Here is an 18,578-nt window from a genome sequence, read left to right as displayed (position 1 = left end):
TTTTGGGAGGTCACAATGATTACGACTAAATTTGGAATTGGACAGCAGGTCCGACACCGTCTCTCCGGGGTGCTCGGCGTTATTGTGGATGTCGATCCGGAGTTTTCGCTTGATGAGCCAGAGGTGGATGATGTCGCCTCTAGCGAAACATTACGCGCCGCGCCTTGGTATCACGTGGTAATGGAAGATGAAGAAGGCGATCAGGTGCACACTTACGTGGCTGAGGTTCAACTGGCAGGTGAAACCTCGTTCGAACATCCTGAACAACCTTCCATGGATGAGCTGGCCGCTTCAATTCGGCAGCAGCTGCAGGCACCCAGCCTGCGCCATTAATCAAAACGGCGACTCAGGTCGCCGTTACTTTTAGTGCGTTATTCCCAAGCGCGGAATTTCAATTTTCGGACAACGATCCATGATCACCGTCATACCCGCGTCCTGCGCTAACACTGCAGCCTGCTCATTAATCACACCCAGCTGTAGCCATAAGGTATCCGCACCAATGGCGATCGCTTCCTGCGCCACGCCCCATGCCGCTTCGGCATTGCGAAACACATCTACCATATCCACTTTTCCCGGAACATCTGCCAGCGTGGCATAAGCCGTTTGGCCCAGAAGCTGCTGACCAGCCAGTTTCGGACTGACCGGAATCACCTCGTAGCCCTGATCGAGCAGATATTTCATTACGCCATAGCTTGGTCGGTCGGGGCGATCGCTGGCGCCTACTAATGCGATACGTTTAGTTTTGGTGAGCACATCGCGAATTGTTTGATCATTCATCTTTTTTCTCCTGGTTCATTCGCCTAAGTGTAGTTGGCATTGCACTTTACGCTGCTAATGCTGTGCACCAGAAGTTTGCGCAGCCGCACGAATAAATATGTAAAAATGTAAATTTACTGCCATAATGTAATACTTTGCTACACATATTCGATTACCCCCCTTTTGCCGGGAGTTGCAATGAAGCTGTCCTTTACTGCTACGGGTTTACTCATGTTGCTCGTATCAGCATCCTGTCATGCCATTACGCTTAAGCTCGATCCCGAGATCGAACTGTTGGTGTTAGACGGTCGCAAAATTTCCGGCTCTTTATTGAAAGGCGCTGGAAGTCTTGAGCTGGAACGTGGACAGCATCAGTTTCTCTTCCGTGTAGAAAAACCGGCTGCCGATGCCACGCATTTTCAGTCGGTGCCCATGATTGTCACTTTTAATGCCAACGCCCATTCTGTTGCTATCCGCTTACCTGCCTTAAATAACCGTCGTGAGCGCAACGCTTTTGATAAAACCTTGAACTTTCAACTGATTGATGAGCGAGGCATCGAAATTACTAGCTTGCGCGACCACCTGCCGCGGGCAAGTGATAACGATTTTGAAAAAGCGATGGTGAATTACAATCGCGATGCGCACGCGGCTTCGGTGCCACGCTTTGCCCTCCATTCGCTCAGTGCTAATGAGGCACAGCTGAATCTCGATTACGCCTGGCAAGACGTCAGCGATCTACCCGCTTTACAAGGCTGGTTCAAGCGTTTTGATGCTGCAACCCGTTTGCGTTTTATTAGCTGGATGAAAACCTTACGCGCAAGTTGATAGTAATGAAACGCCAGGGGTAAACTCCTGCATTAACAAATAATGCATGAGAAGAAACAGGAAGCCTTATGGAGCAGACCGTTCGTACCCTTCAGGTTCAAAAACATATCGCCCTCGTTGCACATGACCACTGTAAAGCCTCGCTGCTGGAGTGGGTGCAAATCAACCAAAGTACCTTGCAAACTCATGTGCTGTACGCCACCGGTACGACCGGTAACCTGATAAATCGTCATACCGGTTTGGATGTTAACGCCATGCTGAGCGGGCCGATGGGTGGCGATCAGCAGGTCGGTGCGTTGATTTCGGAAGGCAAAATTGATGTGTTGATTTTCTTCTGGGATCCGTTGAACGCTGTGCCGCACGATCCGGATGTAAAAGCGTTACTGCGCTTGGCAACGGTGTGGAACATCCCGGTGGCCAATAATCGCACCACCGCAGATTTTATTATCCAGTCACCGAAGTTTGCCGAGCAGATTGAGATCCAGATTCCAGACTATCAGCGTTACCTCGCCGATCGCCTGAAATCGTAATCATCAGGCCTTGCGGCTTTGCGGTACACCCAGCTCGCGGAAGTGTTCGACAAAAACCGAAGGCCGATCTTTATCGAACATCAGCCACACCTGTTGGCGTGCACGCGTCATTGCGACATACGCCAAACGTCGCTCCTCCGCATCCGGGAAATCCTCCGGCTGCGGCAACAAACCCTGTTCCATGATCGATTCACGCGCTTCTGCCGGGAAGCCGTCGCGTCCCTGATGCAGGCCCAGCACAATGACGAAATCTGCCTGCTGACCTTTACTGGCGTGAATGGTCATGAAATCCAGTTGCAGTTTCGGCCAGCGCGTTTTGGCTTTATCCAACACAGTGGGACGCAAATGGTGATAGCGCGCCAGCAGTAGCACACGCTCATCCGATTTGGCATAGCCACTTAATTTATCCAATAGCGGCTCCAGCTGATCGTGCGGCAGCAACGTCACCGATTTCTTATTACCTTTGCTCAGACTATTAAGCGGTTTGCGCAGTTGATGCGGGTTTTGTTGCACAAAACGATTGGCAATCTCACCAATGCGATCGTTAAAGCGATAAGTAGTATCCAGCACACAACGGTCGCCATCGCCAAAATAGTGATGGAACGCGGTGGTCAGACTCATCTCGGCCCCGCTAAAGCGATAGATCGCCTGCCAGTCATCGCCTACTGCGTAGAGGCTGGTACGCTTATTTTGCTGACGCAGTGCCGTCAGCAGTGCGGCGCGCTGCGGTGAGATATCCTGGAATTCATCGACCAGAATATGTTTCCACGGGCTGATAAAACGCCCTTTATCCAGAATGGCAATCGCCTGATGAATCAGCCCGGAAAAATCGACCGCCCCCTCATCTTTCAGCGCGCTTTTCCACGCTTTTAGCAGCGGTGCCATCAGCTTGACGCGCTTGCTGAAATTGTCGCGCTGCTCTTCCGCTACATCCGCGATCATTGCCGCCTGCGCGCCGCCGTGCATGCGCATTAATCCGAGCCAACGCTCCATACGCGAGGCGATACGCTGCGCCAGTTTGTCATCTTGCCAGAATGGGCCTTCGGGGATTTCCCACTCCAACTCGTCCTGCAACCACTGGCGCCAGCCGCTGGCCTGCGCCTTCTTGCTATTGCACTGCTCACGCCAGGTCTCGATCAGCAACTGTCGACGCGCTTTGCTGTCGCTCTCCAGTTTACTGATCACCGGGTGTTTATTGCTGCCTTCGCGGATGATGTGCAGCGCCAGCGCATGGAAAGTACGCGCCTGAATGGCGCTTTCGCCAAGGCGAGTTTGAATGCGGTCATTCATCTCTTCCGCCGCCTGACGTCCAAACGCCAGCAGCAGAATTTGATCGGGTTGCGCCAGCTTGCGCTTCAGCAGCCAGCCTGCACGTGCCACCAGCACCGAGGTTTTGCCGCTGCCCGCCCCCGCCAGCACCAGCAGCGCATCTTCGCCGTTGACCACCGCTTCACATTGCGATGGATTGAGCGGCGTGGTTTCGATCGTGGAGAAAAATTCCTGATAATCCTTGAGGATCTTGCTGGTCCATGCGCGATTGCGTTGGCTGATGGCCGTTTCACCTTGCTCCAGCCATTGTTGGCAGAACGCCCAGCGTTCACGGCAGTTATCGAACTCGGCAATCCGTTCGAGAGGTAATGGTAAGGCGGAGAACTGACGGCTAATGCTCTCTTTCACCGCGCTGAGCTCACTGCGTTTTAGCCAGCGGTCCTGCTCCGTAAAGGCGAGGATTTCCTGTTCCAACGTCACCAGCACCTCAGCGCTGACCTCGCTCATCTCCTGGCTCCACTGCTGCCAGGCATGTTGTAAGTAGTGGAAAAAACGCTGAGTTTCCTGCCATTCAGTACCATGCAGGCGCACGACTTTTTCTTCTGGCAGCAAAAATTCCAGCTCGCCCCACACCATGCCGCGTTTGCAGGCAATGTTGAGCAGCTGATTGAATGGGATGAGATATTCATGGCGATCGCCGCTGACTTCTACGCCAGCCGCCAACAGGCGAACCCGGTTATAGGGATGCTGTGCCAGACGTTTACCCATTGATGTTGCTTTCAGTTCCATGTCCGCACCGTCATGAGGAATTCGATTATCGCGCAGTTTACCTGTCAGACTCTTGGCGCTCCAGCCTTAAAACAGGCTAAACTTGGCGCCACATATTGCGGATTGCAAAAGGAAAATCGCGTTATGCGTACCGTTTTAAATATTCTAAATTTCATTCTCGGTGGTTTTTTCACCACGCTGAGCTGGCTGTTTGCCACATTAGTCAGCATTGTGCTGATTTTTACGCTGCCGCTGACGCGCTCCTGCTGGGAAATCACCAAATTATCGCTGCTGCCGTTCGGCAATGAAGCGGTACATGTTGATGTGCTGCGTCCAGACAGCAAAAGCCACGTGATGAACACCGGCGGCACTTTCCTGAATATCTTTTGGCTGCTGCTGTTTGGCTGGTGGCTGTGTCTGGCCCACATCTCAGCAGGTATTGTGCAATGTCTGACCATCATCGGCATTCCGGTTGGCATCGCTAACTTCAAAATCGCTGCCATTGCGCTGTGGCCAGTGGGCCGTCGCGTGGTATCCGTTGAAGAAGCTCAGGCCGCGCGTGAAGCCAATGCGCGTCGCCGTTACTGAGGCCGTTCAATGATGCATGACGCTTTGCCAGGCTGGCGACGTTATCTGTTTAACAGCAGCTTGCGCTATCTGCTGCGCATCTTCTTTGCTTTGACAGGATGCGCGGCAGTGCCGTGGTGGCTACACCAAATCGAGTGGACGATCCCGCTGACCCTTGGCGTGGTTGCTGCAGCGCTGGCCGACCTCGACGATCGCTGGGTTGGGCGCGTACGCAATCTTGTCATCACATTAGTGTGTTTCTGCATCGCCTCCGTTTCGGTGGAGTTGTTGTTTCCGCATCCCTGGGCGTTCGGTTTGGGTTTAGCACTCTCCAGCTGGGGCTTCATTTTGCTCGGTGCGCTGGGGCAGCGTTATGCCACCATCGCCTTCGGCGCTCTGTTAATTGCGGTTTATACCATGTTGGGTATTGGCTTATTCCCGCAATGGTGGATGCAACCGTCGCTGCTATTGATTGGGGCCCTTTGGTACAACCTGTTAACCTTCATCGGCCATTTAATGTTCCCGGTGCGTCCGGTACAGGAACAACTGGCGGCTAGCTTTTCACAGCTGGCGCGTTATCTCGAAGCTAAAGCTAACCTGTTTGATCCCGATGGCGGTGAGCATGATGATGCCACTTTAGTCGCCACCGCGATGGTCAATAGCCAATTGGTAGCACAGCTTAACCTCACCAAAAGCACCATTCAGAGTCGGCTACGCGGCGACCGTGGTTCACGCAGCACCCGCCGCAGCCTGCACTACTATTTTGTCGCGCAGGATATTCATGAACGTGCCAGCTCCTCGCATCTGCAATACCATCTGCTGCGCGATAACTGGCGTTACAATGAAGTGCTATTCCGTTTCCAGCGTTTAATGAATATGCAGGCGAGGGCCTGTCGTCAACTGGCAGAAACCATTCTGCTGCGTCAGCCATGGCATCACGACAGCCATTTTGAACGCACCTTCGAACGACTGGAAACCGCCCTGCAACGGCTGCAGCAAAATGAGCCACAGGACCCGCACATCCATGCGCTGTTTTGGCTGCTGCGTAATCTGCGGGCTATTGATGCGCAACTGGCATCCATTGAGTCGGAGCAGATGCTGGCGGAGCCTTCACCGCAAAGTGATAACCATCTTTCACGTGAAGGACTCAGCGGCTGGGCCGATATCCGCTTGCGACTAAGTCGTCATCTCAGTCCGCATTCCGCGCTATTTCGCCATGCGGTGCGCATGTCACTGGTGCTTTGTGTCGGCTATGCCTTTATTCAAATCACCGGTGTTGATCGCGGCTACTGGATATTGCTCACAAGCCTGTTTGTCTGCCAACCTAACTACAACGCGACCCGACGGCGCCTGGCGTTGCGTATCGGCGGTACACTCGCCGGTATCGCTATTGGCTTACCGGTGCTGTGGCTGGTGCCGTCTATCGAAGGCCAACTGGTGCTGATTGTGTTGAGCGGCGTGTTGTTCTTCGCCTTTCGCCAGATTCAGTATGCTCAAGCTACCTTGTTTATCACCCTGCTGGTATTGCTGTGCTTTAACCTACTGGGTGAAGGGTTTGAAGTAGCGTTACCGCGCGTAGTCGATACCTTGCTAGGCTGCGGACTGGCATGGCTGGCTGTTGCGTTTGTCTGGCCAGATTGGCGCTTTCGTAAAATTACCGCCGTGGCCGACCGGACACTTGACGCCAATTGCCGCTATCTGGATGCGATCATGCTGCAATACCATCAAGGTAAAGATAATCGCCTCGATTATCGTGTGGCGCGTCGCGATGCGCACAATGCCGATGCTGAGCTCGCCTCCGTGGTGTCCAACATCAGTGGTGAGCTCAAGCTTCAACAACCACTACGTGAAAATGCGTTTCGGCTGTTATGCCTGAATCACTCCTTCCTCAGCTATATCTCTGCGCTAGGAGCGCATCGCGAGCGTCTGGCGGATAATACGCTGCTTACTTTGCTGGATGATGCGGTCTGCTTCATTGAAGATGTGCTGCAGATCGAACGTGTCACAGATGCTCAAGCCACAGATATGCAGCACAAATTAATGATGCGCCTGAGCGAGATGAAAACCAGCCCAGATACACGCGCACCCCTTGTCATTCAACAATTGGGATTGTTGGTCGCATTAATGCCTGAGATTGCCCGGCTGCGCCGTACCCTTGTTAATCACTAACGCTGTAAATGCTCCGCCGCCGCATGCTGGCGGAGCGTTTTTAAATACCAGGCGTAGAGTTCCTCTCTAATTTCACTGGGCAGTGCTGCTTCGTGATGTCCTGATATCGCGCCTTCCAGCGCCAGCAGCGTTTTCAACCCAATATGCTTATTCAACGCTCGCAGTTTCAGCCAGCTTTGCCGCGATCCCGTTTCACAAAGTAGCCGCACTGAGCAGATCCCCACCTTATGCAGCATGAGCTCCAGTCGCAGGCTAAGATTGGGCAGATCTTTCAACCGCAGCGAGACAAGTCTTGTCGCGGCTTCATCCTGAGCAGCCCGAAGAGAGCTGGCCGATAACTGCAGTAATCGCTCAGAGTCTTGCCACAATTGCTTATCAACTTTGAAGTAGCTTAAGGTCACCGGCATGCCACGTTTGCGGTATACCAGGGGTTCGAGTGAACGCTGTGCGTTGTAGACGTGAAGCGCCTCACTGGCTCGTAAATAGAGCGCATCCTCATTGATGTAGGCAAAGATCACCTTCTCAACAGTCAATGCATAACCACCGAACTGGGTTCGGGATTCGATTTTGCCTAATGCAGCTAACTGCGCTTTTGATTGTTCAACTACCGGGTTATTTCTTTTCATAACTCTCCCTTAATTTCATTCCATGGACGGGAAATTTCCTATAAAAGCTCTTTGATTCATCTGCTTAGAAGATATGAAAAACGATTTAGCTGTTCAATGAATAAAAGCGTGTGAAAGGAATCTTGTGCAGAAATTGCGAGGCGTTTTCAGAAATTGAGGTTGATCTTTATCCAGGAAGCCATTACTGTATATTCATACAGTTCATTACTGAGTGATTAAATTATGCGTACTCATTTCTCTGGCCCTGCTGATCGTTCTCATCGTTACGCTTCATCAAGTTTAGCGAAGCCTTCGCTGGGTGGAATCACTGAACTGCGTTCCAGCGAACAGCCTGGAATGATGCAACTTATGCTGCTGCCGGTGTTAAAACAGCTAAGCGAACAATCACGTTGGCAGTTATGGCTAACGCCAGCACATAAACTGAACCGTAGCTGGATGCAGCAGTCGGGATTGCCGTTAGAAAAGAGTATGCACATCACTGAATCTGAGCGCTTTAATACGGTAGAAAGTATGGTGAAAGCATTGCGCACGGGTAATTATAGCGTGGTTCTAGCCTGGATTCCGTACGAATTGAGTGATGAAGAGCGCCTGGAATTGGAACAAGCAGCGGCCGAAGGTGAAGCGCTTGGTCTGATTTTGCGTCCTCAGGGACACCAATATGCCCTCTCCAGACAACCCAAAGCCGCAAAAATTCCGTCAGATTTGTTTCATTAAGTAAATTCCAGGAATTTTCTCAGCATTTTTTTTGCATAAGTTGCCGCTAAGCCACTGATTCTTTTCCCGCCAGCTATGACAATGGTTTAGCCGCTTTTTTCTTTTCTGATGGCGAAGATTTTGCCATGCGATTTGTTAAAATGTGTGTATAAATCCCTGTTTTTTTGCTGCACGGCGTCACATCATACTTGTAAGTTTCCAATCTCGTTGTAGACTTTAGCTCGCCAGGGTGCTCAATAACCTCCGTTTTTTCGGTAGAGTCAAAAGCGAGCGTTTAGACCCGGCGAAGGATTAACACAAAGAGCAACCTTTTTGCTCATTGCCTATTTGGATGATAACGAGGCGCAAAAATGAAAAAGACAGCTATCGCAATTGCAGTGGCACTGGCTGGCTTCGCTACCGTAGCGCAGGCCGCACCTAAAGATAACACCTGGTATACCGGTGCTAAACTGGGCTGGTCTCAGTATCACGATACTGGTTACTACGGTAACGGTTACGAGAACAACAACGGTCCAACTCACGAATCTCAGCTGGGTGCTGGTGCGTTCATGGGTTATCAGGCTAACCCGTACCTGGGCTTCGAGCTGGGCTACGACTGGTTAGGCCGCATGCCTAACAAAGGCAGCGTGACCAATGGCGCGTTCAAAGCACAAGGCGTTCAGCTGGCTGCTAAACTGAGCTACCCAATCACCGAAGACTTCGATGTCTACACCCGTTTGGGTGGTATGGTATGGCGTGCTGACTCTACTCAGACCAACCCAACTACTGGCCGCATCAGCGACCACGACACCGGCGTTTCTCCGCTGGCTGCTGTTGGTGTTGAATACGCACTGACCAAAAACTGGGCAACTCGCCTGGACTATCAGTGGGTTAACAACATCGGTGACGCAGGTACCGTTGGTGCACGTCCAGACAACAGCATGCTGAGTGTCGGCGTTTCTTACCGCTTCGGTCAGGAAGATGATGCAGCACCAGTTGTAGCTCCGGCTCCAGCTCCAGCTCCAGTTGTTGAAACCAAGCGTTTCACCCTGAAGTCTGACGTTCTGTTCACCTTCAACAAGGCAACTCTGAAGCCAGAAGGTCAGCAGGCTCTGGATCAGCTGTACAGCCAGCTGAGCTCAATGGATCCTAAAGACGGTTCTGTTGTAGTACTGGGCTTCACCGATCGCATCGGTTCAGAGCAGTACAACCAGAAACTGTCTGAGAAACGCGCTCAGTCTGTTGTCGATTACCTCGTATCTAAAGGTATCCCGTCTAACAAGATCTCTGCACGCGGTATGGGCAAATCTAACCCAGTTACTGGCAACACCTGTGACAGCGTGAAAGGCCGTAATGCCCTGATCGACTGCCTGGCGCCAGACCGTCGCGTTGAAATCGACGTGAAAGGTATCAAAGACGTTGTAACTCAGCCACAGGCTTAAGTTATCACGCAATAAAAAACCCCGCTTCGGCGGGGTTTTTTTATGGCTGAAAATCAGTGGCAGCGAGAAGTTTTACTCGCCGTCCGAGCTGCCTTTTCCCAGAATTGCCTGCAGATCTTGCTTCAAAGTGGACATCTGGCTGGCGTACTTCTCTTTGCGTTCTGCATCTTCAATTAACTGCACAATGGTTTCTGACAACGTACTGCTGCGACGCTGTGCTAATCCCGCCAGACGTTGCCAAACCAAATATTCCAGATCGATCGATTTCTTGCGCGTGTGCTGATGCTCAGCATTAAAGTGTCGTTTACGGCGGGCACGTATCGTCTGCTTTAGGCGATTCTCAAGATCGGGATGAATATGCTGCGCGATCCACTCGTTAACATCAACCGGACTATTCTCCATCGACAATAGCGCATCCACCGCAGCGTGCGCCGCACTGAGCTCAAGATGACGAGTGATCAGTTCACCCTCCCGATGCTTTTTCACCAGGTATTTCCACTTCCATCCACTTTCAAGATTTTCGAGTTGCTGGTATTTCATCGGAATCTCATCGTGATCACGTAACAAACTAAGAATAACAGCTTTTTTCCTGGATGCAGCAAGGAAAAACATGTTGCTGGTGTCACAATTCGGGCCAGAACTCCGCCGTGATTAACCGGGTCGAATCCTGTATAATCGCGCTTTTCCTAAAACAGACTAATGCGAATATTTTGACCAGCACTCAAATTACGTGGCAAGCCCTGCAGCCGGATAGCGACCGCTACCAATCCATTTTCTCAAATGTCTCACTGGAAGATTGCGATAGCCTTGCCGCGGTTCAGCCGCGTCTGCTGAATGCGCTGGCGCATTTACATCACCAAACGTTAGGTTTTCCCCTGCTGTTACTGCGCAGTCAGGAAAACAGCGATTACCTTGCCTGCATCGCCGAGGCTGCGCAACGCTTCCAGCCAGACGAGGTTTCGCTATACGGCGGTGACTACCATGTAATGGGCGATACCGTAAGTTTGCTGCCACCGAGCGATAACAATCGCCCGTTCACCAGCCAGGGCGGTGTACATTTTGCCGACTGGATTGAGTATGAACAACTTTTTGGTTGTGTCCGCCATTATAAAGACCGCGTGCAACCTGAACCTGGTTTGCTGCATCGCGCCAATGGCGGCACGCTGATCCTCGCTGTGAACACCCTTCTGGCACAACCGCTGCTTTGGTTGCGCCTGCGTAAGTGTATCGAACAAGGTCGCTTCGACTGGTATTCGCAGGATGAACGTCAACCGCTACCGGTGGCTATTCCACCGCTTCCGCTGCAGTTGCGCCTGGTGTTATGCGGCGATCGTGATGCACTGGCCGCCTTCCAGGAACTGGATGTTGAAGTCCACGAGATGGCACTGTATAGCGAATTCGAAGAGAGTCTGCAGGTGCTGGACGAAGATGACATGACGTCATGGTGCCAGTGGACGCTGACTCAAGCCGAGCAGGCTGGTTTAGCACAGCCCGAAGCGGATTTCTGGCCAGTCCTTATTACGGAAGCGGCGCGTATGACGGGCGATCAAGACACCTTGCCACTGTGCCCTCGCTGGCTGCGCCGCCAGTTGCAGGAAACCGCCCTGCATGGCGATAGCCTGAATGGTGAAGCGTTAAAAGAAGCGCTGGAAGCGCGCCAGTGGCGTGAAGGTTTCCTTGCCGACCGCATGCGTGATGAAATCCTGCTCAATCAGATCATGATTGAAACGGAAGGCGAAGTGGTTGGGCAAATCAATGGCCTCTCCGTGGTTGAGTTTCCGGGCCATCCACGTCCGTGGGGCGAACCGTCGCGTATTACCTGTGTGGTCCATCCAGGCGATGGCGAGTTCACTGACGTGGAGCGTAAAGCCGAACTGGGTGGCAATATTCATGCGAAAGGCATGATGATTATGCAGGCCTACCTGATTGCTGAACTGGAACTGGAGCAGCAGCTGCCCTTCTCCGCCTCGCTGGTGTTTGAGCAATCCTATTCAGAAGTGGATGGCGACAGCGCCTCGCTGGCTGAACTGTGCGCGCTAATCAGTGCGTTGGCTAACCAGCCGGTTAACCAACAGATTGCGGTAACCGGTTCAGTCGATCAGTTTGGTAACGTGCAGCCGGTCGGTGGTCTGAATGAAAAAATTGAAGGTTTCTTCCACATCTGTAATTCCCGTGAGTTGACCGGCAAGCAAGGTGTGATTTTCCCTGCCAGTAATGCGCGCCATCTCAGTCTGAATCAGGAAGTGGTGGAAGCGGTGAAGGCCGGACAATTCCATCTCTGGGCCATTGAGAGTGTAGATGAAGCGCTGCCGCTACTGACCGGGATTGCCTGGCAAAGTGAAAGCGGCGAATCACTGCTTAGCACCATTCAGGAACGTATTACGCAGTTGAATCAGCAGGAAGCACGCCTGCGTCCGTGGCCACTGCGTTGGCTCAACTGGTTCAACCACAGCTGATAACATTGCTCAGCGTACAACTGTTCGCTAATATTCGGGCTTCACTAAAAGAAGGCATATTGAGAACATGGTAGATAAACGCGAATCCTATAGTAAAGAAGACCTGGTTGCCTCGGGTCGCGGCGAACTGTTTGGCGAAAATGGACCGCCGCTTCCATCCAACAACATGTTGATGATGGACCGCGTGGTCAAGATGACCGAAGACGGCGGTAAATTCGACAAAGGTTTCGTAGAAGCCGAACTGGATATCCGCCCTGATCTGTGGTTCTTTGACTGCCACTTCATTGGCGACCCGGTAATGCCTGGCTGCCTCGGCCTCGATGCCATGTGGCAACTGGTTGGTTTCTACCTCGGCTGGCTGGGTGCTGAAGGCAAAGGCCGTGCATTGGGCGTGGGCGAAGTGAAGTTCACTGGACAAGTTCTGCCGACCGCTAAAAAAGTGACCTACAAAATTCACTTCAAGCGTGTCATTAACCGCAAGCTAGTAATGGGCGTGGCAGATGGTGAAGTGTTCGTCGACGGCAACCTGATTTACTCCGCGACTGATTTGAAAGTGGGTCTGTTCAAAGACACGTCAGCTTTCTAATCCTTCCAAACGAAAACCTCCGCACGCAGCGGAGGTTTCTTCCTTAATGATAGACATCCGGCAATGCTAGGCCACCGCCGACCTGTCCTCCATGGCTTGACGCCAACCTCCCAACCAGTAAGACCGCGCATCGATCATTTGATAAGGGCATATCTCTTTCGAGCGGCCCGTAATACCGGCTTGATAGCCTCGTGAATGTGCTCGTTCCAGGCGGTCTCTCTTCTGTCTCTTCATGCCTCGTTTCCCTCATTTCAGGTCTGGTGGAATCTGGGTGGAAAGAAAGAGTGGCGATATAATGTTCAACCACAGTAATGTTCTAACCCGACGCAGAAGAAAGGTCAATGCGCAAAATTCACGCCAATGTCATGAATTTGACGTCAATTCGACATCTGGAATTGTCAGTTAATTGTATATCTGGCTGATTAGCCAATAAAAAAAGCCCCTGATTTGACTGCGGTCACACTACAGCAAATCAAGGACTTAGCATAAGCTTCGAACAAATCTTAATTTAGCGAAACGACACTATTCGCAATTTGTTGCGCTGCTTGCTGCCAACCGAGAGCCAAAGTGCGCACCAACGCATCATAGCCATCTTCAGTTTGCGGCAGTGTCAGATTAAAGCCATGTTTGATTAGGCGTCCTTGATGCTGCAACAACCACTCGCCACTCACCACCACTTGTCCATCATAACGTCCCTGGAAACCAGTAACGTTGACTGAAAGCGTGTCGTGAGTTTCGCCAAGCGGCGAACCGGCGACCAGTCGGCCGGGCAGCGCTTTGCTGAGATTACTGATCAGCGTTTGCTGCAGCTGTTGGTCGAGCGGACTGGCCCAGAGGTTATTGGTAGCAATCACGTATTTCACATCGCTGGTCTGATAAACCAAACCGTTACCCGCCATATAATCCGGCACCGTTACCTGCTCGACCCAAATCATGGGTTGGCCAGTTCCTCCAGCACTCTCAACGCGCGCCACATTGCTGCCCGCAGGCAGCTGATAATAGGTGTTTTCAATGGTGCTGCTGCACCCTGCTAACAGCAGCAACGCACCGATAATTAGCCCTTTTTTCACTGTTTCGCCCTCTTTGGCTGTGGATCCTGGCCCGGTTTGGCTTCAAACACCAGCGCATTACTTTTGCTATTCAGCGTTTTCAGCACCGGCTGCAATTCACGTAGCACCTGATCCAGCCGCTGCATATCGCCCACCAGCTTGCTGTAAGCCGGCGATCCCGGTTGCAGCCCTTTCATGCTGCGATTCAGTTCGCGCAGGGTTTGCTGCATGTCTGAAGGCAAGGTTTTCATTGCTGGATTCGCCGTGACTTGATTGAGGTTATCCAATGTTTTTTGCAGTTGCTGCAGGGTACGCTGGCTCTCTTTCAAGGTTCCGGTCGCTTCATTCAGCACAGGATTGAGTGGCAGGCCGTTGATCTTATCCAGTGCCGCCATCAGTTTCTGCTGAATCTGCGCCAGGCCACCGCTGACGGTTGGAATCACTTCCAATCCGGCAACTTCGTTCGGACCTTTATAAGCCGGCGCGTTATCGTAGAAATCGAGATCGATAAACAGCGCGCCCGACAACAGGCTACCAGTCTTCAGCGTGGCACGCAGACCGCGTTTTTTACCTTCCTGCAGATGCTGCTCAAGATTGAAATCTCCACCCAGACGATTAACAAAGCGGTCGGGTTCAATGCGAATTAACACCGGCACGCGATAGTCGTTATTAAGCGCCTGATTGACGCCAGGAATCATATACGGAACTTGCGAGACGGTACCCAGACGAATGCCGCGGAACTCAACCGGCGCGCCAACCTGCAGGCCACGAATCGAATCGGTGAAGAACAGCAGGAAATCGGTGTGATTGGTATACAGCGAATCCTGGATGCTGCGTTGATCGTCGAACAGATGATATTCCGCTTTGTTCTCCGCAGCTCGACCCAGTTCAGCGCCGTCCGGCACATCGAAGCTGACGCCTCCGCTAAACAGCGTGGTGAGCGATCCCATTTCCACCCGCATACCGGAAGCCGACATATCCACGGCAATGCCGCTGTCTTTCCAAAAACGTACGTTAGTGGTAATTAGGCGATCGTAAGGCGCGGCGACAAACAGTTGATAGGTCATCATGCGTTTATCGGTATCAAAATTGCTGGCTTCTACCGTACCGACGCGATAACCGCGGAACAGCACCGGATCGCCCGCATTAAGCTGACCGGCTTTTTTACTGTCGAGCGTGACGCGAATACCTTTTGCATCAGGGGGTGCTAGCGGCGGAGCATCCAGCAGTTGGTAACGCTCTGGTTTAACGCCTTTAGAGCCTGGCTGCAGCTCAATGTAGGCGCCCGAAAGTAGCGTACCAAGACCGGTAACGCCCTCGCGTCCAATCTGCGGTTTTACCACCCAGAAAGCGCTGTCTCCCTGCAACAACTTCTCCATGCCGGAGTTCAGGCGTGCCGTAATTTCCACATGGTGAAGATCATCGGTAAGCACCGCACTCTCTACCACCCCAACGTCTACGCTGCGGCTTTTGATGGTCGTTTTACCGGCTTCAATGCCTTCGGCATTTTCAGTAATCAGCGTCACTTCCGGGCCTTGATGGCTAAAGTGATAAAAAAGAATCCATCCGCCGATTAACAGCGTAACGATGGGTACAATCCACACCGGTGACCAGCGTTTAATCTGGTCGACCTTAGCAGTCTCGTGATGGTTGTCCGTCAAGACGCGGCTCCTTACGTTCAGTTTCCCGTTGTCGATCCCACAGCAGGCGCGGATCAAAGGTCATTGCTGCAAACATGGTAAGAATCACCACCATGGCAAACAGTAACGCGCCCGGCGCAGGATACACACTCATCAACCTTCCCATCCGCACCAATGCGGAGAGAACGGCGATTACAAACACATCAATCATTGACCAGCGGCCAACGAATTCAACCACCTCATAAACCACGTGCATCTTTTCATCATCGCGCCCACCGCGTCCGCTGCCGTGCCAGCACAGCCAGGCAATCGCCAGCATTTTCAGCGATGGCACCATAATACTGGCGATGAAAATCACCAAAGCCACCGGCCATGATCCGTCGCTCCACAGCAAAATCACCCCGGCCATAATGTTCGAAGGATATTGCGAACCGAGCGTTTCGGTCACCATGATCGGCATGATATTGGAGGGAATGTAAAGCATCACCGAGGTGATCAACAGCGCCAGCGTCCATTGCAAACTGTGCTTGCGGCGTGCATGCGCTTTTACCCCACAACGTGGGCAAGCAAGTTGGGCAGCCGGCAGAATGGCAGTACAGCAAGGACAGCTGCGCAAACCTTGCTTAAGGCCGCTGATTCCAGCCTGCGGAACCTTGGGCAACGGCGGCATCGGATCAATGCGCTGCCATACCCAGCGACGATCGACACACTGAAACGCGCGCAAATGCAGCACGCAAAACAGACACCACGGCCAGAAACTGCTGCCGAGACCAATCTCACCGTAAGCCATCAGCTTCACGAAACTGACCAGCACGCCCGCCATAAAGATTTCGGCCATGCCCCAGCTACGCAGCTGAAATAGAATGCGCGCTAAACCCAACCGCAGGTTATGCGGCATGCGGACGTTGTTGACCAGCAGGATAATGGTGATCATGCAGAAGGCGGGGATGCCTTGCACAAACAGCAGAAACAGGGTCGCGAGGCTACGATAGTCTTCGCGATCCATCACTTGCGGGATTTCGAGCAGCGATATCTGGCTGCTCAAACCCGCGACGTGCATATTGATGAAAGGAAACAGATTGGCCAGTACCAGCATAAATAACGCCGAAATGGCGTAGCCGGTCGGACGTCGACGCGGCTCCTGCCAGTTGGCCAGCAGCGTGGTGTGACAACGCGGGCAACGCGCACGGCTGCCGACCGGGACAGCGGGCAGCTTTACTGTTAAATCACACTGTGGACAAAGACTCCACTGATGCGCCTGATCCGCTGCACACATGCTGACTCCTTCCGATTACGCGCCGTTTTTCAGCGCTTCCAGCTCTTCCCAACGTTCAAACGCCACTTCCAGCTCCTGTTCGGTCTGCGCTAACGCATCCAATACCGGCTGTGTTTCATCATGTGGCTGACTGAAGAAGTCCGGATGGCTCATTTTGGCCTGTAATTCACCGATACGTGTTTCCAGTTGTTCCAGCTTTTGCGGCAGCTGTTCCAGTTCACGTGCCAGGTTATAGCTTAGCTTGCTGGCGGGACGTTTGGTGGCTTCACTTTTCTCTGCGGTTTTCACCGGTGCAGCGGATTTCGCCTGAGAGGCTTTACCTTGTTTATAAGCCGAACGCTGCTGCTGTGCATCGTGATAGCCGCCGACAAAGGTGCCGATCTCGCCGTTGCCTTCAAAAATCCAGCACTCCGTCACGGTGTTGTCAACGAATTGACGATCGTGGCTCACCAGCATCACGGTACCCTGATAACCATCCACCAGCTCTTCCAGCAGCTCCAACGTTTCGACGTCGAGGTCGTTGGTCGGTTCATCGAGGATCAGCAGGTTGCTTGGCTTAAGGAACAGACGCGCCAGCAGCAGGCGGTTACGCTCACCGCCGGACAGCGCACGCACCGGCGTCATGGCACGTTTCGGGTGGAACAGGAAGTCCTGCAGATAGCCGAGCACGTGGCGCGGCTTACCGTTTACCATCACTTCCTGCTTACCTTCGGCGAGGTTATCCATCACGGTACGATCCGGATCCAACTCAGCGCGATGCTGATCGAAGTAAGCAATTTCCAGCTTGGTGCCACAATGTACGCGGCCGCTGTCGGCTTTTAGCTGGTCCAGCATCAAACGCAGCAAGGTCGTTTTACCGCAACCGTTCGGGCCAATCAGGGCGATTTTGTCGCCGCGCTGCACCTGAGTTGAGAAGTCTTTCACCAGGGTTTTGCCACCCACGCTGTAATTGACATCTTCCATCTCAAACACAATTTTGCCCGAGCGTGCCGCTTCGCCGACCTGCATGTTGGCCTTACCCATCACTTCGCGACGCGCAGAACGTTCGTTACGCAGCGCTTTCAGAGCACGTACGCGGCCTTCGTTACGCGTACGGCGCGCTTTGATGCCCTGACGAATCCACACTTCTTCCTGTGCCAGCTTGCGGTCGAATTCTGCGTTCTGCATCTCTTCCACGCGCAACGCTTCTTCTTTGCCGGTCAGGAACAGATCGTAATTGCCCGGCCAGGAAACCAGCTTGCCGCGGTCGAGATCGACAATGCGCGTCGCCATGTTGCGGATAAACGAACGGTCATGCGAAATGAAGACAATGCTGCCGCTAAAGGTCTTGAGGAAAGTTTCCAGCCAGTCGATGGTTTCGATATCGAGGTGGTTAGTCGGTTCGTCAAGCATCAGCACACGCGGGTTGCTCACCAACGCGCGTCCCAATGCCGCTTTACGCAGCCAGCCGCCGGAGAGTGAAGACAACTCCGTATCGGCATTGAGGCCAATCTGCAGCAGCACATCATTGATGCGGCTATCCAGCTGCCACAGATTCTGGTGATCCAGAATGGTCTGCAGGCGGCCCATCTCGTTCAGGTTCTTCTCGCTCGGATCTTCCATCACCAGATGGGAAATAGCGTGATAAGCCTTGAGATGTTCAGCCTGCTCGGCTACGCCTTCGGCAACGAAGTCGTAGACAGAACCGGTGATGTTGCGTGGCGGATCCTGTTGCAGACGCGCTACCACCAAATCCTGCTCATAAATGATGCGGCCGTCATCCAGCGGTTGTTCACCGTTGATGATTTTCATCAGCGTCGATTTACCGGCGCCGTTACGGCCAACCAGACAGACGCGTTCGCCCTCTTCGATATGCAGTTCGGTGTTATCCAACAGCGGCGCATCGCTGAATGAGAGGTAAGCGCCATGGATACTGATCAGTGACAT

General features: G+C 52.8%; 18 protein-coding genes. 9 read left to right on the top strand and 9 right to left on the bottom strand.

What is annotated here, in order from left to right:
• The first annotated feature begins 15 nt into the window (after window positions 1-15).
• Window positions 16-333: a heat shock protein HspQ gene (gene hspQ, locus AC790_RS04680; protein WP_007887348.1), complete on the top strand. Its 318-nt coding sequence runs from the start codon at window positions 16-18 to the stop codon at window positions 331-333.
• A gap of 30 nt (window positions 334-363) precedes the next feature.
• On the opposite strand, the gene AC790_RS04675 is transcribed toward hspQ, so the two are convergent.
• Window positions 364-777 carry a CoA-binding protein gene (locus tag AC790_RS04675; protein ID WP_007887349.1) on the bottom strand — a complete coding sequence of 138 codons (414 nt, stop codon included), beginning with the start codon at window positions 775-777 and terminating at the stop codon, window positions 364-366.
• Window positions 778-954: 177 nt separating this feature from the next.
• Here AC790_RS04675 and AC790_RS04670 point away from each other — a divergent pair, with 177 nt between their 5' ends.
• Entirely contained in the window at window positions 955-1,581 is a 627-nt protein-coding gene (locus tag AC790_RS04670; RefSeq protein WP_007887350.1) for a DUF2057 family protein, read from the top strand.
• A 68-nt stretch (window positions 1,582-1,649) separates the two neighbouring features.
• Window positions 1,650-2,111, top strand: a complete 462-nt coding sequence (locus AC790_RS04665; RefSeq protein ID WP_007887351.1) for a methylglyoxal synthase — start codon at window positions 1,650-1,652, stop codon at window positions 2,109-2,111.
• 3 nt (window positions 2,112-2,114) lie between these two features.
• Here AC790_RS04665 and helD read toward each other — a convergent pair whose 3' ends face one another.
• A complete protein-coding gene (helD, locus tag AC790_RS04660) occupies window positions 2,115-4,169 on the bottom strand; it encodes a DNA helicase IV (protein WP_049851046.1) in 2,055 nt (684 codons plus the stop codon).
• 123 nt (window positions 4,170-4,292) lie between these two features.
• Here helD and AC790_RS04655 point away from each other — a divergent pair, with 123 nt between their 5' ends.
• Together AC790_RS04655 and yccS are read left to right on the top strand one after the other, a co-directional pair.
• Complete coding sequence (locus tag AC790_RS04655) at window positions 4,293-4,736, top strand: YccF domain-containing protein (protein WP_007887353.1); 444 nt, start codon at window positions 4,293-4,295, stop codon at window positions 4,734-4,736.
• 9 nt (window positions 4,737-4,745) lie between these two features.
• Window positions 4,746-6,884 carry a YccS family putative transporter gene (yccS, locus tag AC790_RS04650; protein WP_049851045.1) on the top strand — a complete coding sequence of 713 codons (2,139 nt, stop codon included), beginning with the start codon at window positions 4,746-4,748 and terminating at the stop codon, window positions 6,882-6,884.
• On the opposite strand, the gene AC790_RS04645 is transcribed toward yccS, so the two are convergent.
• Window positions 6,881-7,510: a TfoX/Sxy family DNA transformation protein gene (locus AC790_RS04645; protein ID WP_049851044.1), complete on the bottom strand. Its 630-nt coding sequence runs from the start codon at window positions 7,508-7,510 to the stop codon at window positions 6,881-6,883. The genes yccS and AC790_RS04645 overlap by 4 nt on opposite strands.
• A gap of 222 nt (window positions 7,511-7,732) precedes the next feature.
• Here AC790_RS04645 and sulA point away from each other — a divergent pair, with 222 nt between their 5' ends.
• On the top strand, window positions 7,733-8,224 hold the full coding sequence (gene sulA / locus AC790_RS04640) for an SOS-induced cell division inhibitor SulA (RefSeq protein ID WP_007887356.1): 492 nt from the start codon (window positions 7,733-7,735) through the stop codon (window positions 8,222-8,224).
• A gap of 350 nt (window positions 8,225-8,574) precedes the next feature.
• Window positions 8,575-9,645 carry a porin OmpA gene (gene ompA, locus AC790_RS04635; RefSeq protein ID WP_049851043.1) on the top strand — a complete coding sequence of 357 codons (1,071 nt, stop codon included), beginning with the start codon at window positions 8,575-8,577 and terminating at the stop codon, window positions 9,643-9,645.
• Window positions 9,646-9,717: 72 nt separating this feature from the next.
• On the opposite strand, the gene matP is transcribed toward ompA, so the two are convergent.
• Window positions 9,718-10,185 (bottom strand): macrodomain Ter protein MatP, encoded by a 468-nt coding sequence (gene matP / locus AC790_RS04630; RefSeq protein ID WP_007887358.1) that lies wholly within the window; start codon window positions 10,183-10,185, stop codon window positions 9,718-9,720.
• 53 nt (window positions 10,186-10,238) lie between these two features.
• Between matP and AC790_RS04625 the strand changes: the two genes are divergently transcribed.
• Window positions 10,239-12,101 carry a Lon protease family protein gene (locus AC790_RS04625; RefSeq protein WP_049851042.1) on the top strand — a complete coding sequence of 621 codons (1,863 nt, stop codon included), beginning with the start codon at window positions 10,239-10,241 and terminating at the stop codon, window positions 12,099-12,101.
• A 67-nt stretch (window positions 12,102-12,168) separates the two neighbouring features.
• A complete protein-coding gene (gene fabA / locus AC790_RS04620; protein WP_007887361.1) occupies window positions 12,169-12,687 on the top strand; it encodes a bifunctional 3-hydroxydecanoyl-ACP dehydratase/trans-2-decenoyl-ACP isomerase in 519 nt (172 codons plus the stop codon).
• Between the two features lie 66 nt (window positions 12,688-12,753).
• Here fabA and rmf read toward each other — a convergent pair whose 3' ends face one another.
• From rmf to AC790_RS04600, 5 genes are all read right to left on the bottom strand, one after another.
• Window positions 12,754-12,921 carry a ribosome modulation factor gene (gene rmf / locus AC790_RS24110; protein ID WP_007887362.1) on the bottom strand — a complete coding sequence of 56 codons (168 nt, stop codon included), beginning with the start codon at window positions 12,919-12,921 and terminating at the stop codon, window positions 12,754-12,756.
• A 269-nt stretch (window positions 12,922-13,190) separates the two neighbouring features.
• The gene (pqiC, locus tag AC790_RS04615) at window positions 13,191-13,757 is read right to left on the bottom strand and encodes a membrane integrity-associated transporter subunit PqiC (RefSeq protein ID WP_049851041.1); all 567 of its coding nucleotides are present in this window, start codon (window positions 13,755-13,757) and stop codon (window positions 13,191-13,193) included.
• Window positions 13,754-15,397 (bottom strand): intermembrane transport protein PqiB, encoded by a 1,644-nt coding sequence (gene pqiB / locus AC790_RS04610; RefSeq protein WP_049851040.1) that lies wholly within the window; start codon window positions 15,395-15,397, stop codon window positions 13,754-13,756. Before pqiB ends, pqiC begins: the two co-directional genes overlap by 4 nt.
• Window positions 15,369-16,652, bottom strand: coding sequence for a membrane integrity-associated transporter subunit PqiA (gene pqiA / locus AC790_RS04605; protein WP_049851039.1), 1,284 nt, complete (start codon window positions 16,650-16,652; stop codon window positions 15,369-15,371). The genes pqiB and pqiA overlap by 29 nt, the downstream gene beginning before the upstream one ends.
• Window positions 16,653-16,667: 15 nt before the next feature.
• The gene (locus AC790_RS04600) at window positions 16,668-18,578 is read right to left on the bottom strand and encodes an ABC transporter ATP-binding protein (protein WP_049851038.1); all 1,911 of its coding nucleotides are present in this window, start codon (window positions 18,576-18,578) and stop codon (window positions 16,668-16,670) included.

It is taken from the genome of Pantoea sp. RIT-PI-b, assembly GCF_001187905.1.
Taxonomy (GTDB): Bacteria; Pseudomonadota; Gammaproteobacteria; order Enterobacterales; family Enterobacteriaceae; genus Pantoea; species Pantoea nemavictus.
Note: the sequence above shows the minus strand (reverse complement) of the source record. Positions and strands in the feature narration are given on the sequence as shown.